Origin of the sequence: Clostridium sp. DMHC 10 (assembly GCF_001270375.1) — a bacterium.
Classification (GTDB): domain Bacteria; phylum Bacillota; class Clostridia; order Clostridiales; family Clostridiaceae; genus Clostridium_S; species Clostridium_S guangxiense.
The window spans coordinates 417,392-435,450 of sequence record NZ_LGVB01000015.1; the positions used below are offsets into that span (position 1 = coordinate 417,392).

The window sequence follows — 18,059 nt, forward strand, 5'->3', positions numbered from 1 at the left end:
TTTAATAACAAACACCTCCTAATATAAATGGCATGCTACAAAATGATTTTTATCAATTTTCCTATATTCAGGAATTTCCTTTGAGCATCTATTAGTAGCATAATTGCATCTTGTGTGAAATTTACACCCAGAGGGAGGGTTTGCTGGACTTGGTATATCACCTTTAAGAATTATTCTATTTCTTTTAAATTTAGGATCTGGAACTGGAACTGCTGAAAGAAGAGCTTTAGTATACGGATGCAGTGGATTTTTAAATAATTCTTCATTTTCTGCAAGTTCAACCATATTTCCTAAATACATAACTCCAACCTTTTGGCATATATACTCCACAACACTAAGATCATGTGATATAAAAAGACACGAAAATCCCTTTTCCCTTTGAAGTTTAATAAGTAAATTTATAATCTGCGCCTGTATAGAAACATCTAAAGCCGATACTGGTTCGTCTGCAACTATAAATTTAGGATTTAGTATAAGTGCACGAGCTATTCCTATTCTTTGTCTTTGACCACCAGAAAATTGATGTGGAAATCTTTTTATATGATATGGAGCAAGGCCACATGCTGTTATTATTTCTTTAACTCTTTCATCAACTTCACTTTTTGAACAAAGTCCATGATCTAAAAGTGCCTCTCCAACAGTTTCTCCTACAGTCATTCTTGGATTTAATGAGCTGTATGGATCTTGAAATATCATTTGCATTTCAGGTCTCAATTTTAGTATACTCTTTTTATCCATACTAAAAATATCCTTGCCATTATATAAAACTTCTCCCCCTGTTTTTTCCATGAGCCTTAGTATAGTTCTACCTGTAGTTGTCTTGCCGCAGCCCGATTCACCAACTAAACCCATAATCTCATTTTTTCCAATATCAAAAGATATATCATCAACACTCTTCACATATCCCGTAGTTTTTCTAAAAAATCCACTCTTGATTGGAAAATATTTTTTTAAGTGTCTAACTTTTAAAACAGCCTCTTCCAATTATTTTCCCTCCCCATAAAGCCAGCATGAAACGCTGTGTCCTTCTCCAACTTCCTTTAAACTTGGTCTCTTCTTTCTACATATGTCTTTTGCCATTTTACATCTTGGATTAAAATAACAGCCTTCAGGCATTTCCAGCGGATTAGGTACTTGGCCTTTAATAGAATATAGTTCACTTTGTAATTTATTTATCACAGGTTTCGACTTTAAAAGTCCTATAGTATAAGGATGCTTTGGATTTTCGTAAAGTTCAATAACGGGTGCCTCTTCAACTATTTTTCCAGAATACATTACAACTACATAATCTGCCATTTCAGCAACTACTCCAAGATCATGAGTTATTAACATAATAGATGTATTTATTTTTTCTTTAAGTTCCCTCATAATATCTAATATTTGTGCTTGAATGGTAACATCCAATGCTGTAGTAGGTTCATCTGCTATTAAAAGTTTAGGATTGCAAGCTATTGCCATAGCTATTACCACTCTTTGTCTCATTCCACCGCTTAACTCGTAAGGATAACAATCTACTATTTCCTCAGCCTTGGTACCCTTACCATTGAAAGTAATTTTATGGTCTCCTCTCTTGCTTCTTTTTTTGTAAGCCTTTTATGTAATATGAGTACTTCTTCAATTTGGTATCCTATAGTAAAAACTGGGTTTAATGAAGTCATTGGTTCCTGAAATATTAAAGATATTTGATTTCCTCTTACATCTCTTATATCATTTTTATCCATAGTAAGTATATCTTTACCTTCAAATATTATTTCTCCGCTCTCTATTTTACCTATAGGCTTTGGAACTAATCGCATTATAGACATTGCAGTAATACTTTTACCACATCCTGATTCTCCGACCACTGCTAAAGTCTCTTTTTTCTTGATTTTAAAACTTACATCATCAACAGCCTTTACTATACCTTCTTCTGTATGAAAATATGTTTTAAGATTTTTAACCTCAAGTAAATCTTTTGACATTCTATCTCCTCCTATCTTTTTAGTTTTGGATCTAAAGCATCTCTAAGCCCATCACCAAAAAGATTTATAGCTATAACAGTAAATAATATACATATACCTGCCGGCATCCAAAGCCATGGATAATGTTGAAGCTTATATAAATCACTTACTGATTGAACCATATTTCCCCAAGATGGTGTTGGTGGAACAACTCCTAAGCCCAAAAAGCTAAGAGAAGATTCTGTTAAAATTGCACTACCAATATTAAGTGTAGCTGATACAATAATTGATGGAATTGTATTTGGAAGAAGATGTTTAAATATTTTCTTTCTATCCTTAAGTCCTAAACAGTTTGTGGCAAGCATAAATTCTTGTTCTCTTAAGGTAAGTATTTGCCCTCTTACAATACGACTTAATCCAGGCCAAGAAAGTATTCCTATTATAAACATTAAAAAAGGAACTTTATATTGAGATTGAATCTTTAAATCACTAAAAAGCGCCGCTAGAGTAATTAATATTGGGAAAAATGGAACACACATAAAAATATCCGCTATTCTCATAATTATGTTATCTATTATTCCGCCGTAAAATCCAGAAATAGCGCCAAGCGCACTTCCAACAACTATTTCAACAACAACAGCCGCTGCACCAACTGCCAATGATATTCTTCCTGCATACATAAGTCTTGTAAGCACATCTCTCCCAAGTTCATCTGTTCCAAGTAAATGTTTAAAACCTGGACCCACAGTTGGATTATTATAATCCATAGTTTCAGTAGTATATGGAGATATTATAGGACCTACAACTGCAAATAAAATCATAAATATAATTATAAACAACCCTACTAACGCAAGTTTATTCTTTTTTAATCTATTCCATGCCATTCTTGCAGGGCTTATAATTTTATCATCAACGTTTACTGTTTTTATATTAGCATTTACCTTACTTTCCACTACAATACCCCCTTATTCTTCAAGCCTAATTCTAGGATCAACAATGGCATAAGTAACATCTGCAACTAAATTTCCAAGAAGAGTAAGTACTGCAATCAGCATATTAAAACCCATGAGAAGAGGATAATCTCTATGACTTACTGCCTGAAGTGCCACTCTACCGATGCCCGGCCATGAAAATATTTGTTCTGTTATTATAGCTCCACAAAATAATCCTGGAATCCACATTCCAAGTATTGTTATTACAGGAATCAAACTATTTTTAAGAGCATGTTTATATATAACAATGCTTTCCTTCAATCCCTTTGCTCTAGCCGTCACTATATAGTCCTGTCTTATAACCTCAAGCATACTTGTTCTCATATATCTCATAAGACTTGCAACGCTTTCAAAGGTAAGTACTATAAATGGTAAAAACATATGGTAAGCTATATCTCCTAATCTTTTTATACCTACAGCATTGCTGCCAGAGGTTGTCATCCCTGATACTGGAAATAAATTAACATCAATACACAACCATTTTATAAGAAGTAAACCTGTAAAAAATGCTGGTATTGATATTCCTATAAGGGCTATAACTGTAAAAACAGAATCAAAAATTGAGTACTGCTTAGTAGCAGATATGATTCCTATAGGTATTGCAATAAGTATAGCTGCTATAAAAGCTGCAAAGGAAAGAGCAAATGAATTCCATATATAGCTTTTTATAACTGTACTTACAGGTTGTCTATAATCAAGCGAATATCCGAAATTTCCGGTTAAAGCCTCCTTTAGCCAATACAAATACTGCATAGGTTTTGACTGATCAAGATGATACAAATGCCTTAATTGAGCTGCTTTAGCTGTAGTCATATGACTATTTACACCCATATTATCAACTATGTCTCCTGGTGCAAGTGAGAATACTAAAAATATAAGTATTGAAACTCCTATAAGTATAGGAATCATTTGAAGCAGCCTTTTCACTATATATCGTAACATTTATAATCCTCCTTTTTATTCTACGTCGTATTTTAATATGTAAAAATCTATGTAATTTCATCCTAAATAATAAATATGTTTAAGCAGCAAGCAATAGAATGTTTATAAATTTTATTACTTGCTACTTAAAAAAGGTTCTATTTTACTTCTGCTTTAAAGAGGCTATGAGGGTAAGATTTATAAGGTAAAAATTTAATTCCACTTACTCTTGAATTACATGCCCATACGGTTTGTGGTTGATAAGTAAATATAAATGGTAAATCCTCGTTAATAGTCTTGAATATCTTTTGTTCAATAGCAGTTCTTTTAGTTTCATTATTTTCTTCATAATCCTGCCCGATAAGTTCATCTACTTTTGAGTTTGAATAGGACATATTGTTACTTGGAGCACCTGTTTTAAAGTTCGCAGCTAAATTTGAAGATAAAGCATCAGCTCCCAAGGAAGTTCCCATTAAGTATGCTTCAAAATCTTTTTTATCTGTTTTGCTTAAAAGTGTATTAAGATCCATAAGCTGAGGCTCAACATCTATACCGAGCTTTTTATAATTATCCTTTATAATTGGTATTTCTAGTTTGTGCGCAGCATTAGTTGATGAAGACATCAAATGAATTACAAATTTTTTGCCATTTTTTTCTCTTATACCATCGGAACCTTTTTTCCATCCTGCTTCATCAAGAAGTTTATTTGCCTTATCAACATTATAATTGTAGTTATTAACATCTTTTGTGTAAGATGGATTTGCTTTAGACTGTGGTTCATTTATTATATAAGCATTTCCTTTGAAAACTGTCTTAGCCATTTGTTCTCTATTCAATCCATATTCAAGTGCTTGACGTACTTTTTTGTCACTAAACTTTGGATCTTTACAATTTACACCTATATAAAAAATACTTGAAGAAGGAAAAGTTGTTAAATCAACAAATCCCATTGATTTTAACTGACTTATATTTTCAGGAGTACCATCGAATGTATCTATATCAGTTTCCCCAGAAGCTAAATTCTGCATTTTGTTTTCTTCAGTTGTGGCTTTAAATATCAAATTTTTAATTTTAGGTGTACCTTTCCAATAATACTTATTAGCTGTAAGATCAACTTCCTGTCCAGGTACATATTTAGTAACTTCATATGCGCCACAGCCTACAGGATTTTGAAGTTTTGCTTCAACTCCTTTAGTATTTCCTGGTGTATAATCTTTGCCAAAATAATCCTTTGAAATAATGGTTGTACCTATGAGATATAGTATTGATGAATTAGGTTTTTCAAGTGTAACCGATATTGTATATGGATCTTTAACTTTTATCCCTTCAAGATCCTTGGCAGTTCCTTTATTAAAGACTTCTCCACCCTTAATTGGTATCGCTGTGTGATCTACTGCCCCTGAGAAACTAGGATCAAATACTAATTGTAAGGAAAACTTAACATCTTCAGCTGTAAGTGGTTTACCATCACTAAATTTAACATCATCTCTTAAATGAAAAGTATAAGTAAGCCCATCACTTGATATATCCCATTTTTTAGCTATACCTGGAATTGGTTTTCCATTATCATCCCAATCTACCAAACCATCAGTAACAGCATCACTAATATAAGCATCAGTAAGCGTTTGAGCATAAAAGCTTACAAAATTTCCTCCTGGCACTCCATTTCCTATTATTAAAGTATCCTTTCTTTTCTTGGCTGCTTCAGGAATTTTACTCTTATCTGAAGCTTTAGTTACTTTTATAACATTTTCCACCTTAGGTTCAGCACTATCCTTTACAATAGTAGTCTTGCTTCCACATCCGGTAAGTGCTATCGAAGAAATCACAGCTGCAATCACGGAAAAGGCAATTAATTTATTTTTCATATTTTTCCCCCTTAATTTAATTGTTTTAGTATTTATATAAATGCCTTATTTAAAATATGCTTCTATGGCTTTTGTCACAAATCCATTTTCTTTTTGTAGTAATTCTTTAGACTTATCCTTCTCTTCACCAGTCTTTAACATTACAATGGCAATTTTAGGATTAAAATCTGACTTTTCTAAATATTCTTTAGCCTTCTCGCTTTTTACATTTGCAGCGTATTCAATTATTCTGACTGCTCTATCCAACAACTTTTTATTGGTAAGTTGAAGATCAATCATAAGATTTCCATATACTTTTCCAAGTTTCACCATTGAGGCGGTAGTTATCATATTAAGAATAAGCTTTTGTGAAGTTCCAGCTTTCATTCTTGTGGAACCCATAATAACCTCTGGTCCTACAATAGGATTAATTTTAATGTCCACTTCTTCATTTATCATGGAATTTTTATTATTACTTATTCCTATAGTTGTAATTCCATTTCTTTTAGCCGCTTTCATAGCTCCAATTACAAAAGGAGTTCGTCCACTTGCTGTTATTCCTATTACAACATCTTTTGAATTTATGCCTCTTTCTTTTATAATACTTTTCTGGGTGATATACTATGTTATTTTTTGAATCAATAATATAAACATATCCTTGTTTCATGTATTTAAAATTATCAAATCTTTTAGAGAAATAATCTATGAACATTGTTTTGCCAATAATTCCTATTGTATTTCCATCTCCATTTTTTACTGGGCTTACAAAGGTTATAACTGGTTTACTGGTTATAACTGAAATATATACTGAACTTACTGCTGAATTTCCCTTAAGGGCTTCTTTTACATATTCATAATGTGAATTATCATACCCCTCATAATCACTATTAGTACATATAGTTGTTATGCCGTCATTGCCTGTAAAAAATACATTTTCCGTATTTTCTTTATTCATAACATTTAAGTTAAATTTATTTTTGATTAAATCTATTTCATCACTTTCCTTGCTTAAAACTTCTTGTCTTGAACTTTTACTTTCTTCTACTGCAATTTTCTGAAGTTCTAGATCTTTTGACATTTTTTCGACATCACTTATTTGAACCTTCATCATGCTTTCAAAATTATTTCTCATTTCAGAAGTTACAGCTCCCATATTACTAGTGCTCATATCATAAATTTTGTAATAAGTTAAATAGTAAATTATAATATTTGTTGCAAGCATTAAAACTATAATCAAAATTGAAACAGCAAACATTATTCTAAATGCAATTGAATTTCTTTTAATTTTTGATTGCTTAAAAACATCTTTTAGAGTTGAAGCTTTCATATACAGTCTCCTTTTCTTCATAGAATTAAAAATTTATATTTTTAATTGTCTAATTATAATGTTATTAAATTAATGTTAAATCTGTATAAGAAATTGTTATTTTTAAGTTAAAAAATGAAGAAGGTGTTAAACCTTCTTCATTTTCAAAATAGTTCCAATGATTAAATTTGTATTTCTATGATATCGGTAAAGTAACTGTAAATTTACTTCCACGATTAAGTGCACTTTCAATTTCTATTGTCCCCTTAAAATTCATAACTATATGCTTTACTATAGCAAGACCAAGCCCTGTTCCCCCCTTAGCTCTAGAACGTGCCTTATCCACTCTATAGAAAGTTTCAAAAAGCCTAGGTATATCCTTTTCTGGTATACCGACACCGGTATCTTCCACCCATATAATGCATTTATTATTTTCATACTTACTTCCAATAAAAACCTTATCGCCACTTTCACTATATTTTATAGCATTATCGGTAAGATTAATAATAATCTGTTTAAATTTATCAATATCGCCTGTTATCATTGGGCCTTCTGCACACTCAATTTTAATCTCAATATTTTTTTTACCAGCAGTATCCTTAAGCAAATTGTATACTTCTGTAATGCAAACTTTTACGTCTATTTTTTCCTTTTGTATATCTGTATTGATTTCTATATCTGAAAGTACAAGTATATCTCCTATAAGCCTTGTTAATCTATCTACTTCATTATCTATTATATCTAAAAATTCATTTCTCTCTTTATCATCATCAACATACCTTATGGTTTCAGCAAATCCTTTTATTGAAGTAAGTGGAGTTTTAAGTTCATGAGAAACATTTGCAACAAATTGAGTTCTCATATTTTCAAGTTTTTTCATATCCGTAATATCCTGAAATACAGCAACGATTCCTATACATTCATATCCATTTATTATATCAGCAGTCTTAACTCTAAGAATTCTTTCCGTTGGCCACACAATTTTAAGTTCTTTGTATTTTTTTGACTTCTCTCTAAATATATTTTCAAGATCATAATTTCTTATGTTATCAATAAGCTTTAAACCTATTATATTTTTTTCAATTCCAAATATCTTTTCAGCATAAGGATTTATCATTATTACATTATTTTTTCTATCCACAGCTATAACTCCACTATCCATACTTTCAAGTATAGCCTCAAGCTTATTCTGTTTTTCCATAGAATCGATGATTGTACTCTGAAGTTTATCTGCCATATTATTGAAAGTCCTGCCCAGATCACTTATTTCATCATTAGATGACACTTTAACCCTTCCTTCAAGCTCCCCTTTTGCTATTGCAGAAGTTATAAATTCCAAATCTTTTATAGGACTTGTAATTCGATTCGAAAGTTTAAATGATAAAAGCATAGCTACAAGACCGCTTACTGCGACAACTCCCATGTAATATTTCAAGTAAATACGTTTAAAACTATTAACATATGAAATTTGCATAGCACTTCTAATTATAGTACCGTCGTTTCTACTATATGCATAATATATTATATTCTTTTTTAAGGAATCACTGTACCTTATACTATAGCCCTCTCCATTTTTCCTCGCTTCAATTACCTCAGTTCTTTTATTATGATTATCAAGTTTTTTAGGATCTACATCATTATCATATAACACTACTCCATTTTTATTTATATATGTAATTCTAAAATCACAGTTTTTGAACTCTTCTTTTAATATATCAATTGTCTTATCTTCATGATTAAAATTCAGCAAATTTGAAACTAGAATGCTGTTTCTTTTCAAATTCTGTTTTAAATTTTCTTCATACTCCTTGTTTACAATCTTCATAAATAAAAATGTTACAATAAAAAGAGTAAAAACAAGGATAATTATATTATATAAAAATAACTTTTTCCTCATCTTACTCACCTTCAAAATTAAATCTATAACCTATTCCTCTTATAGTTTCTATATACTTTGGATTTTTATCATCCTGTTCAATTTTTTGTCTTAAATGTCTTATATGTACATCAACTGTACGTGTTTCTCCAACATACTCGTAACCCCAAATTTTATCAAGAAGAAAATCTCTTGTCATAACTCTTCCTTTATTTTTTACTAAAACTTCAAGCAATTCAAATTCTTTTAATGTGAGCTCTATCTTTTCATTATTTTTAATAACTTCATGCTTTTGAAAATCAATTGATATATCACTAAATTTATAGATTTTATCGTTATACTCAACTTTAGTTCTTCTTAAAACAGCTTTAACTCTTGCTATAAGTTCTCTTACTGAAAAAGGCTTTGTAATGTAATCATCAGCACCAAGTTCAAGCCCTAAAATCTTATCAAGTTCCTCACTTTTTGCCGTAAGCATAATAACAGGCATATTTGATATATTATTATCACGTCTTATTTCTCTGCACACATCATACCCGTCTAATTCAGGAAGCATGAGATCAAGAAGTACTAATTGTGGTAATTCTTGTTTTGCCATTTTTAATCCATCAACTCCATTATTTGCACTTATTACTTTATACCCGTTCTTTTCGAGATTGAAAGTAATAAGTTGCACAATATGAGGTTCGTCATCTACTACTAAAATTTTTTCTCCAGCCATATTTTATACCTCCAGTTCTATTTTAGAAAAATAAAGGAAAACATTCTTCCGGCCTTATTTCCATCTCTTCTATAAGAATAAAATTCATATTTGGTGCTGCAATTAGTACACTGATTTAAGCTTTTAAAACTTTTTACTCCACTATTCTCAAGCTGCTTCTCTATGCATTTTTGCAAATTTAGCCTTCCATTTAAGTATATTTTTTCCCTCTTATATATTGATACCTCTTTAAATTTTTCTGCAGTATCATATCCAAATTCATAACAGCACTCCATATTATGTGGACCTATAACTGCATTTATATCTTCAACTTTACATCCAAATTCCTCTTTCATCTTGATAACTGTTTTTTCTACTATGCAAGCTAATGTACCCTTCCAGCCACTGTGAACAGCCGCAAAGACTTGATTTTTTTTATCATAAATTAGGATAGGAACACAATCAGCAGTAAAAACTCCTATTGCTATATTTTTTTTATCTGAAATTAAGCATCGCCATTGTAAGTTTTTTCATCATATATATAAATATCATCACTATGAATCTGATTTAGATATCCAACTTCATCTACACCGAACCATTTTTTAATATTATTAATGTTATTTAATCCAATATCAGATTTTAAATTAAAGTCTAAATTATTTTTAGCAGTTGAGAAATATAAATGAGCGTTACCATCTTTTATTTCTATAAAATCATAATCTCCTATGCTTTTTATTTTCATAGATAATTATCCTCCCAATAATATATTAGCATACTTTATTTTTTTGTGTTAATACAAACAATATTTTAACATAATTAACAATATCTTAATATAAAAAAAATTGATAGGTTTAACCCTATCAATTTTAAATTTTTAAGAGACAAATCAAATAAAATTATTCCTCACACTTCTTGTTTATTAAATTTGACAATTCCTTCATAAAAGTGTTTATGTCCTTAAATTGTCTATACACGGAAGCAAATCTAACATAAGATATTTCGTCAATATCCTTAAGTTTATCCATAGCCATTTCTCCAATGGTATTTGATTTTATTTCCGTCAGCATTTGATTACTTATAGTCTTTTCGATCTCAGACGCTATATCTTCAATTTGCTTTCTCGAAACTGGTCTTTTCTCACAAGATTTTATGAGTCCATTAACTATTTTAGATTTATCAAAAAATTCTCTACTGGAATCCTTTTTTACAACTAATATTGGTATATCTTCAACTTTTTCATATGTAGTATATCTTTTAGAACATCCAAGACATTCTCTTCTTCTTCTTATTGCCATATTATCTTCTGTTGATCTTGAGTCTACTACTTTACTTTCATCATATCCGCAAAATGGACATTTCAATACTTTCACGTCCTTTGTTATAAAACTTTAACATAATTATACACTTTATGTAACACATTATTCAATCCCTATTTTCAAATAAGTTATCTCCATCTAAGAGTATTACATCTACCCCTATAACTTTTATTTTATCCCATCCTATTTCTATATCATCACTTTTTGGAAAACCAATGTGAACTTTTAGAATTTGGAATTGTTAAAGATAGAACTTTATAATTTTCAGTATCAACTTTTAAATCCTTTATAAAGCCAAGCTTTGTTCCAGTATTTATATCTATAAGCTCCATTGATTTTAAACCATTCAAAGAATGCATATAGCTCCCTCCAAAAAATTAATTTATACATTATATGAATCTCAAACGTAAATTAGACTTATGAGCATGCACCTTCTAACGGAAATAATAAAAAGTAATAGTTTTGAATTATCAACTATTACTTTTTATTATGATTAAATTAAACATATTTCCTCATATGCTTTAGCGCAGTTTTTTCAAGTCTGGAGACCTGAGCCTGAGAAATCCCTATTTCATCCGCAACCTCCATTTGAGTTCTTCCATCGAAAAAACGCATATTGAGTATCATTTTTTCTCTACTGCTCAATTTTTTCATAGCTTCCTTAATAGATATGTCCTGAACCCAAGTTTGATCATGACTTTTATTGTCACTTATCTGATCCATAACATATATTGCATCTCCATCATCGTGATATATTGGTTCATATAGTGACATTGGTTCTTGTATAGCATCTAGTGCAAATATTACTTCTTCCCTTGGCACCTTGAGCTCCTTTGCAATTTGAGATACAGTTGGTTCTTTATTATTTTTTGCTACAAATTTATCTCTTACTTGAAGAGCTCTATATGCAATATCCCTAAGTGATCTGCTTACCCTTATTGAATTATTATCTCTTAAATACCTTCTTATTTCACCTATGATCATAGGAACTGCATATGTCGAAAACTTTACATTTTTGACTCAAATCAAAATTGTCTATTGACTTTATAAGCCCTATACAGCCAACTTGAAATAAATCATCAGCATTTTCACCCCTATTATTAAATCTTTGTATTACACTTAACACTAATCTCAAATTTCCCTTGATGAACTTTTCTCTTGAACTCTCATTGCCATTTCTCATACTTATCAAAAGTTCCCGCATTTCCTTCTCCTTTAAAACAGGAAGTTTTGATGTATTAACTCCACATATTTCCACCTTATTTATAATCACTTTATCAGCCCCTTCGGAATAATAGCATTAAAATTATTCCCCTTAAAAACTGATTTTATACGATAGACAGCCTATAGCATTTTATTTATCTCTCGCTTTAAACGTTTTAATTATTCTTTTCTCAAGCCTTGAAATATATGACTGAGAAATGCCTAACATGTCTGCAACCTCCTTCTGAGTTTTTTCACCATAACCCGTAAGACCATATCTTAATTCAACTATCTCCTTCTCTCTGCTATTTAATTTTTGAAGAGCTACTACAAGAAGTTGCTTATCCACTTCATCTTCAATGAAATTATACACACAATCGTTATCTGTACCTAATATATCCGATAACAATAATTCATTTCCATCCCAATCTACATTTAATGGTTCATAAAAAGATATTTCAGATTTCACCTTGCTGTTTCTTCTAAGATACATAAGTATTTCATTTTCTATACATCTTGATGCATATGTAGCTAATTTGATTTTTTCCTTGGATCAAAAGTGTTTACGGCTTTAATTAATCCTATAGTTCCTACTGATATTAAATCTTCAACTCCAACACCGGTGTTTTCAAACTTCCTAGCAATATACACAACAAGCCTTAAATTTCTCTCTATTAAAATTGACCTTACACTTTCATCACCTTCAATTAGTCTATTTACTAAATCATCTTCTTCATCTTTTGACAATGGAGGAGGAAGAGCATCATTTCCACCTATATAATAAAGTTTTCCCGAAAATAATTTAATTTTGCTTAATAACCTATTTATCAATACTAATAATCGCCTCATAAAACCCCTCCATTCATATACATCCTCTAGGCAAAAGTGCTGTATAGTCATTATATTCACTTAATTTATTATCACTTAAAGCTATTATCATATCCTTATTTTTTATTTTGTTTCCCACATATATTTTTACATAGGATGGCTTAAAAGCTCCAAGTTTCCAATCTTACCATTTACAACTTTATATTTTATGTAATATTTGTACCTATCATCTACTACAATATTATCTAATGAATTTCTTTCAATAATCATTACTGGAAGATTAGTTACTGGTTCTCTTAATTCATTTCCAGTATCTAAAAATGCTTTTACAAATTTTTTGGTATTATCTACGCCAATCTCAACAGAATATATTAAATTGTATATATCCTTCCTATCCTTTACAAAAGTAATTATTCTAAATATGAGCATATACAAAATCATTATCCCAATTATCAGATATCTATAAGATATATTTTTAAAATTAAAATCAAAAATGTAAATTGTGACTGTGAAAAATCTAGAAACATACATATACCTGCTAAAGTCATTGAGTAAATTATAAGTATAGCTAAAGCTTTTATATTAAACAATATGTTTTTACTTCTAAACGTAATATAAATCATAATCTCAGCAGCAATTATTTTAAATGCAAAACCAGATAAAAATCTAATTTTAGGAAAAATCAATGTACAAATATATAGGCCGCCTATTGTTCCTGCTATAAATAAATATCTAAATTTAACTTTTTTCATTAGTGTTTGAGATGTTATGTAAAGCAAAAATGTATTTACAATGGCATTTTCAATTATCAGTACATCAAGGTATATTACCAATGCTACTCACCTCTTTTATGATAATTATATTACTAACATCTTCAAAATTTTGTCATTTTATATTAATTGAATAATTTTTTTAATTCTTAATTTTTGATAATAAGTTTTTTATAATGCTATATAATATCTTTTTTATGGATAATCTGCCCTGAATATAAAAATGAACTAAAAATATTGGGTATTATATGATTAGTGAGAGTAGAAAATAAGAATGGCATTTTAGTTAAATAATTATAAAAAAAAGTGCCTATAAAAGCACTTTTTAAAATCTATTTTTATTATGTTGTCTTCTTAAAAAGCAGGTATATCAAGATCATCCTTTTTTACAGTAAATGAACCCGTATTGTCTAAAGCACTAGCAGCTTCATCTTCTGGCTTGTTAGCTGATGAAACTATATTTTCATCTTCATCTTTTTGTTCCTCTTTATCATTTTCAAATCCTGTTGCTATTACTGTTATTCTTATTTCGTCTTTTAAATTTTCATCTATTACAGCACCAAATATTATATTAGCATCTGGATCTGCTGCTTCTTGCACTACCTGGCTGCTTCGTTTATTTCAAGAAGACCAAGATCTGCCCCACCAGTAACATTTAGAAGAACACCAGTAGCCCCAACAATTGAAGTTTCCAAAAGAGGACTTGATATTGCTTGTTTCGCTGCATCAGCTGCTCTTGTATCTCCTGCCCCTCTTCCAACACCCATATGCGCAAGACCTTTATCAATCATAACAGTTCTTACATCTGCAAAATCTAAATTTACAAGTCCTGGAATAGTGATCAAATCAGAAATACCTTGAACACCTTGTCTTAAAACATCATCTGCAAGTTTAAATGCTTCAACAAGTGTAGTTTTTTTATCTACAATAGCAAGCAATCTTTCATTAGGAATAGTTACAAGTGTATCCACTCCCTCTTTTAAGTTTTTGATTCCTGCTTCAGCATGAAGCATTCTTTTTCTGCCTTCAAATGGGAAAGGCTTTGTAACTACACCTACAGTTAAAATCCCCATAGATTTTGCAACTTCCGCAACAACTGGAGCTGCACCTGTTCCTGTACCGCCTCCCATACCAGCTGTTATAAATACCATATCCGCGCCCTTTATAGCTTGGGCAATTTCATCTTTACTTTCTTCTGCTGCCTTTTTACCAATTTCCGGATTCGCCCCTGCACCTAAACCTTTAGTAAGTTTATCACCTATTTGTATTTTTTGTGAAGCTTTAGAAAGAGCTAAAGCCTGCTTGTCCGTATTTATTGCAATAAATTCTACATTTTTAAGTCCTTCTACAATCATTCTGTTTACGGCATTATTTCCACCACCGCCGCAACCTATTACCTTTATCTGAGCAAATTGCTGAACATCAACATCAAAATCAAGCACAATAATACCTCCCTCATTAGAAAAGATCTGTAAAAAAATCCTTAACCCTTGAAAAAACATTTATATTTTCCTGGCTTTTTTTACTGCTTTTATTCCATATACTTTTTATTTCATCTTCATTGCTAAAACTTGAAAAATCATCATTTTCAATATTCACACTATTGCATATATCATATGTAATGCCTACCGCACCTGCATACATTGGATTAGACGCTCCTACATAATTAGGTGAACCTATTTCTACACTTTTGCCTAAAATATTATTACCAAGCTCATCTGCTCCTCTTATTAACGCTATACCACCACCAACTATTACCACATTTGATATTTCATTGTAGTATCCACTATCAACTATTTTCTTTTTTATAAACTCATATAATTCTTCTACTCTTGACTTTATTATTAGTTTTAAAAATTTACAATCAACACTAGTAACTTCATTATTGGATAATTTTACACTGACCTTTTCAGCATATCCGGAATTACCATTCCTTATATCTGCAAACTTGAACTTTAATTTTTCCGCCTCGTTAAACGGTATTTTTAGTCCAATTGAAATGTCATTAGTTATATTGTTACCGCCTAAAGGAATAAAATCTTCATAACAAATATTATCATTTTTTATAATAGTTATGTCTATTGTTTCTGCTCCAACGTCTATTAAGGCACATCCAAGTTCTCTATCTTCTGATGATAATACAACATTTGAAACAACTTTAGGTGCAAAACAAATCCCTTTCACATTATATCCAGCTTTAGCTACACTCTTTATAAAATTATTTACAATTGCAGATTGCGCCGTAATAACATGAACATCAGCCTCTAATCTCATTCCACTCATTCCAATAGGATCCTTAATGTTATCATATCCATCAACAATAAACTGCTGAGGTTCAACTCCTATAATTTCATTGTTTGCTGGCACAGATATAAGCTTAGCAGATTCCAAAAGCCTTTCAACATCCTTATTTTTTATTTCTCTGTCATCTGACGAAACGGCAATTACAGCCTTGTTATGTACCAATCCACATATACTTCCTGGAAGCGATATATAGATATTGTCTATCGTAATATCAATTATCATTTGTAATTTTTCAATACACTCTCTTATTGATTCAGCAGTTTTATCTATATTAACAATAATTGATTTCTTCAATCCCTTACAATCGGAAGAAGTTATTCCAAGTATTTCAATTGTCCCTCTTTTTGTAATTTTTCCTGCTGCTGCACAAATTTTTGATGATCCTATGTCTAAACCTACAATGTAACTATCCATTTACTTCCCTCCCTCTATGAGAACTCACATGTAGGAGAATATGCTTAAGATTTAACATATTTTGTATGAAAATCCCCTTAAATATTAATTTATTTCAACTTAATATTTAATTAATAATTTAAATTCCCTATATTAAATTATATTCAACATAAATACAAATTTTCCTTTAATAATTTTAATAAAAATATAAGTCTGCTTAAACAGCATATATAATTATAGTATATACAAAAATAAGAGATATACAAGATATCTCTTCTAATTTTTATCATGATTATATAAAATATTCTTAATTAACCTTTTCCAGTTCAGATATATCTACACTTCTTGTATGTACTGTATGATTCCATTTTTTGTCATTTTTTATTAACAATTCCAATTAAAGCAATTGGTGCCCATGTCAATAAATAAATAGGATAAAATATTACATAGTATATTAGTATTTTAAAATTTAATTTTTTATCTATAAGTATTATTAAAGGTGTATACAAATACTGAGCTACAGCAATGATAATGGCACAAATTTTAAACAGATTAAAATCTATATATAATCCTACAGAGCTAATCATATACACAAAGTCAGAAACTTGTGATAATAACTGTGAAAAATTCAATATTGTAGCCACTCCTAAAAGTACCGTAATAATAGGTTGAATTGTATATATTGCGCAATCAAAAGCTGTAAAACTCCTCTTTAAAATAGCTCTTTTCATAAGTTTAAAGAAGTATCTACTATAAACATCTGCAAATCCCTGCATCCATCTCTTTCTTTGATTCCAAGACTGCTTTAATTTTAATGGTTTCTCATCATATACAATGGCGTCATGTGCCCAACCAACCTTATAGCCATTCAATATAAGTTTACACGTAAACTCTAAATCCTCTGTTAGACAAGTTGCTCCCCATCCAAGGTTCCTTAAAATCTCAACATCAATACAAAGACCTGTTCCTCCTAATTGAGCTGAAAGTCCTAGATTAGTTTTTGCTAATTGAACCATTCTGTCAGTTGACCAAAAAGCTATTGAATAACTTCCAGTAATCCATGAATCAACTGGATTTTTACTATCAAGATATCCTTGAACAACCTTATACCCTTCACATAACTTTTTATTCATCTCATTCAAAAAATTTCTAGAGGCCAAATTGTCCGCATCGAATATTATAACTGCATCATACTTCTTATCCATTTTAAATATTTTACCAAACATCCACTCTAATGCATAACCCTTACCACGTTTTTCCTTATCTTTTCTTTCGTACACAATAGCTCCCTTTTCACTAGCTCTCATTGTTGTATTGTCATTAGAGTTGTCAGAAATAACATATATATCATATAATTCCTTAGGATAATCTAATTTATTAAGACTATCAACCATTTCACCAATTACAGCTTCTTCATTGTGTGCAGCAACTATGATTGCAAATCTCTTTTCTGGTTTAAACTTTTTGTTATCTTTTTTTCTATAGAGTCCAAAAAAGGATATAAACAAATAATATATAGCGATAATTAAAACTGTATCCATAAATACACGTGAAATTCCATGTATTATGGTATTTACTATGTTCACTATGTATCCCCCCTAGTCAAAAATATTTTAGCACAAATATGCGTCAAATACTATACTTTTGATGATTTTATAACATT

General features: G+C 30.3%; 11 protein-coding genes and 8 pseudogenes. All 19 read right to left on the minus strand.

Going from position 1 to position 18,059, the window contains the following annotated elements; translation table 11 throughout:
- Positions 1-18: 18 nt before the first annotated feature.
- Positions 19-984, minus strand: a complete 966-nt coding sequence (locus tag AGR56_RS03865) for an oligopeptide/dipeptide ABC transporter ATP-binding protein (RefSeq protein WP_053241203.1) — start codon at positions 982-984, stop codon at positions 19-21.
- Positions 985-1,961, minus strand: a pseudogene (locus tag AGR56_RS03870) (ABC transporter ATP-binding protein). It abuts the gene before it with no gap.
- 11 nt (positions 1,962-1,972) lie between these two features.
- Positions 1,973-2,893, minus strand: coding sequence for an oligopeptide ABC transporter permease (gene opp4C / locus AGR56_RS03875; RefSeq protein WP_053241204.1), 921 nt, complete (start codon positions 2,891-2,893; stop codon positions 1,973-1,975).
- Positions 2,894-2,905: 12 nt separating this feature from the next.
- The gene (locus AGR56_RS03880) at positions 2,906-3,874 is read right to left on the minus strand and encodes an ABC transporter permease (RefSeq protein WP_053241205.1); all 969 of its coding nucleotides are present in this window, start codon (positions 3,872-3,874) and stop codon (positions 2,906-2,908) included.
- A gap of 137 nt (positions 3,875-4,011) precedes the next feature.
- On the minus strand, positions 4,012-5,721 hold the full coding sequence (locus AGR56_RS03885) for an ABC transporter substrate-binding protein (protein WP_053241206.1): 1,710 nt from the start codon (positions 5,719-5,721) through the stop codon (positions 4,012-4,014).
- A gap of 45 nt (positions 5,722-5,766) precedes the next feature.
- A pseudogene (locus tag AGR56_RS03890) lies at positions 5,767-6,309 on the minus strand (N-acetylmuramic acid 6-phosphate etherase); the annotation flags it as partial.
- On the minus strand, positions 6,206-7,048 hold the full coding sequence (locus AGR56_RS03895; protein ID WP_084756860.1) for a cache domain-containing protein: 843 nt from the start codon (positions 7,046-7,048) through the stop codon (positions 6,206-6,208). The pseudogene AGR56_RS03890 and the gene AGR56_RS03895, both read right to left, overlap by 104 nt.
- 154 nt (positions 7,049-7,202) lie before the next feature.
- Positions 7,203-8,903 carry an ATP-binding protein gene (locus AGR56_RS03900; protein WP_053241208.1) on the minus strand — a complete coding sequence of 567 codons (1,701 nt, stop codon included), beginning with the start codon at positions 8,901-8,903 and terminating at the stop codon, positions 7,203-7,205.
- 1 nt (position 8,904) lies between these two features.
- The gene (locus tag AGR56_RS03905; RefSeq protein ID WP_053241209.1) at positions 8,905-9,603 is read right to left on the minus strand and encodes a response regulator transcription factor; all 699 of its coding nucleotides are present in this window, start codon (positions 9,601-9,603) and stop codon (positions 8,905-8,907) included.
- Between the two features lie 17 nt (positions 9,604-9,620).
- On the minus strand, positions 9,621-10,088 hold the full coding sequence (gene pgeF, locus AGR56_RS03910; protein ID WP_347460513.1) for a peptidoglycan editing factor PgeF: 468 nt from the start codon (positions 10,086-10,088) through the stop codon (positions 9,621-9,623).
- Positions 10,088-10,324 carry a hypothetical protein gene (locus AGR56_RS23235; RefSeq protein WP_347460387.1) on the minus strand — a complete coding sequence of 79 codons (237 nt, stop codon included), beginning with the start codon at positions 10,322-10,324 and terminating at the stop codon, positions 10,088-10,090. The genes pgeF and AGR56_RS23235 overlap by 1 nt, the downstream gene beginning before the upstream one ends.
- 154 nt (positions 10,325-10,478) lie before the next feature.
- On the minus strand, positions 10,479-10,943 hold the full coding sequence (nrdR, locus tag AGR56_RS03915) for a transcriptional regulator NrdR (protein WP_053241210.1): 465 nt from the start codon (positions 10,941-10,943) through the stop codon (positions 10,479-10,481).
- 61 nt (positions 10,944-11,004) lie between these two features.
- Positions 11,005-11,257: pseudogene (locus AGR56_RS03920) on the minus strand (YlmC/YmxH family sporulation protein).
- 139 nt (positions 11,258-11,396) lie between these two features.
- Positions 11,397-12,171: pseudogene (gene sigG / locus AGR56_RS03925) on the minus strand (RNA polymerase sporulation sigma factor SigG).
- Positions 12,172-12,242: 71 nt separating this feature from the next.
- Positions 12,243-12,950, minus strand: a pseudogene (sigE, locus tag AGR56_RS03930) (RNA polymerase sporulation sigma factor SigE).
- Between the two features lie 13 nt (positions 12,951-12,963).
- Positions 12,964-13,762 (minus strand): annotated as a pseudogene (spoIIGA, locus tag AGR56_RS23240) (sigma-E processing peptidase SpoIIGA).
- A 291-nt stretch (positions 13,763-14,053) separates the two neighbouring features.
- Positions 14,054-15,141: pseudogene (gene ftsZ / locus AGR56_RS03940) on the minus strand (cell division protein FtsZ).
- 16 nt (positions 15,142-15,157) lie between these two features.
- Complete coding sequence (ftsA, locus tag AGR56_RS03945; RefSeq protein WP_053241211.1) at positions 15,158-16,417, minus strand: cell division protein FtsA; 1,260 nt, start codon at positions 16,415-16,417, stop codon at positions 15,158-15,160.
- A 286-nt stretch (positions 16,418-16,703) separates the two neighbouring features.
- A pseudogene (locus AGR56_RS03950) lies at positions 16,704-17,982 on the minus strand (glycosyltransferase family 2 protein).
- Between the last annotated feature and the right edge of the window lie 77 nt (positions 17,983-18,059).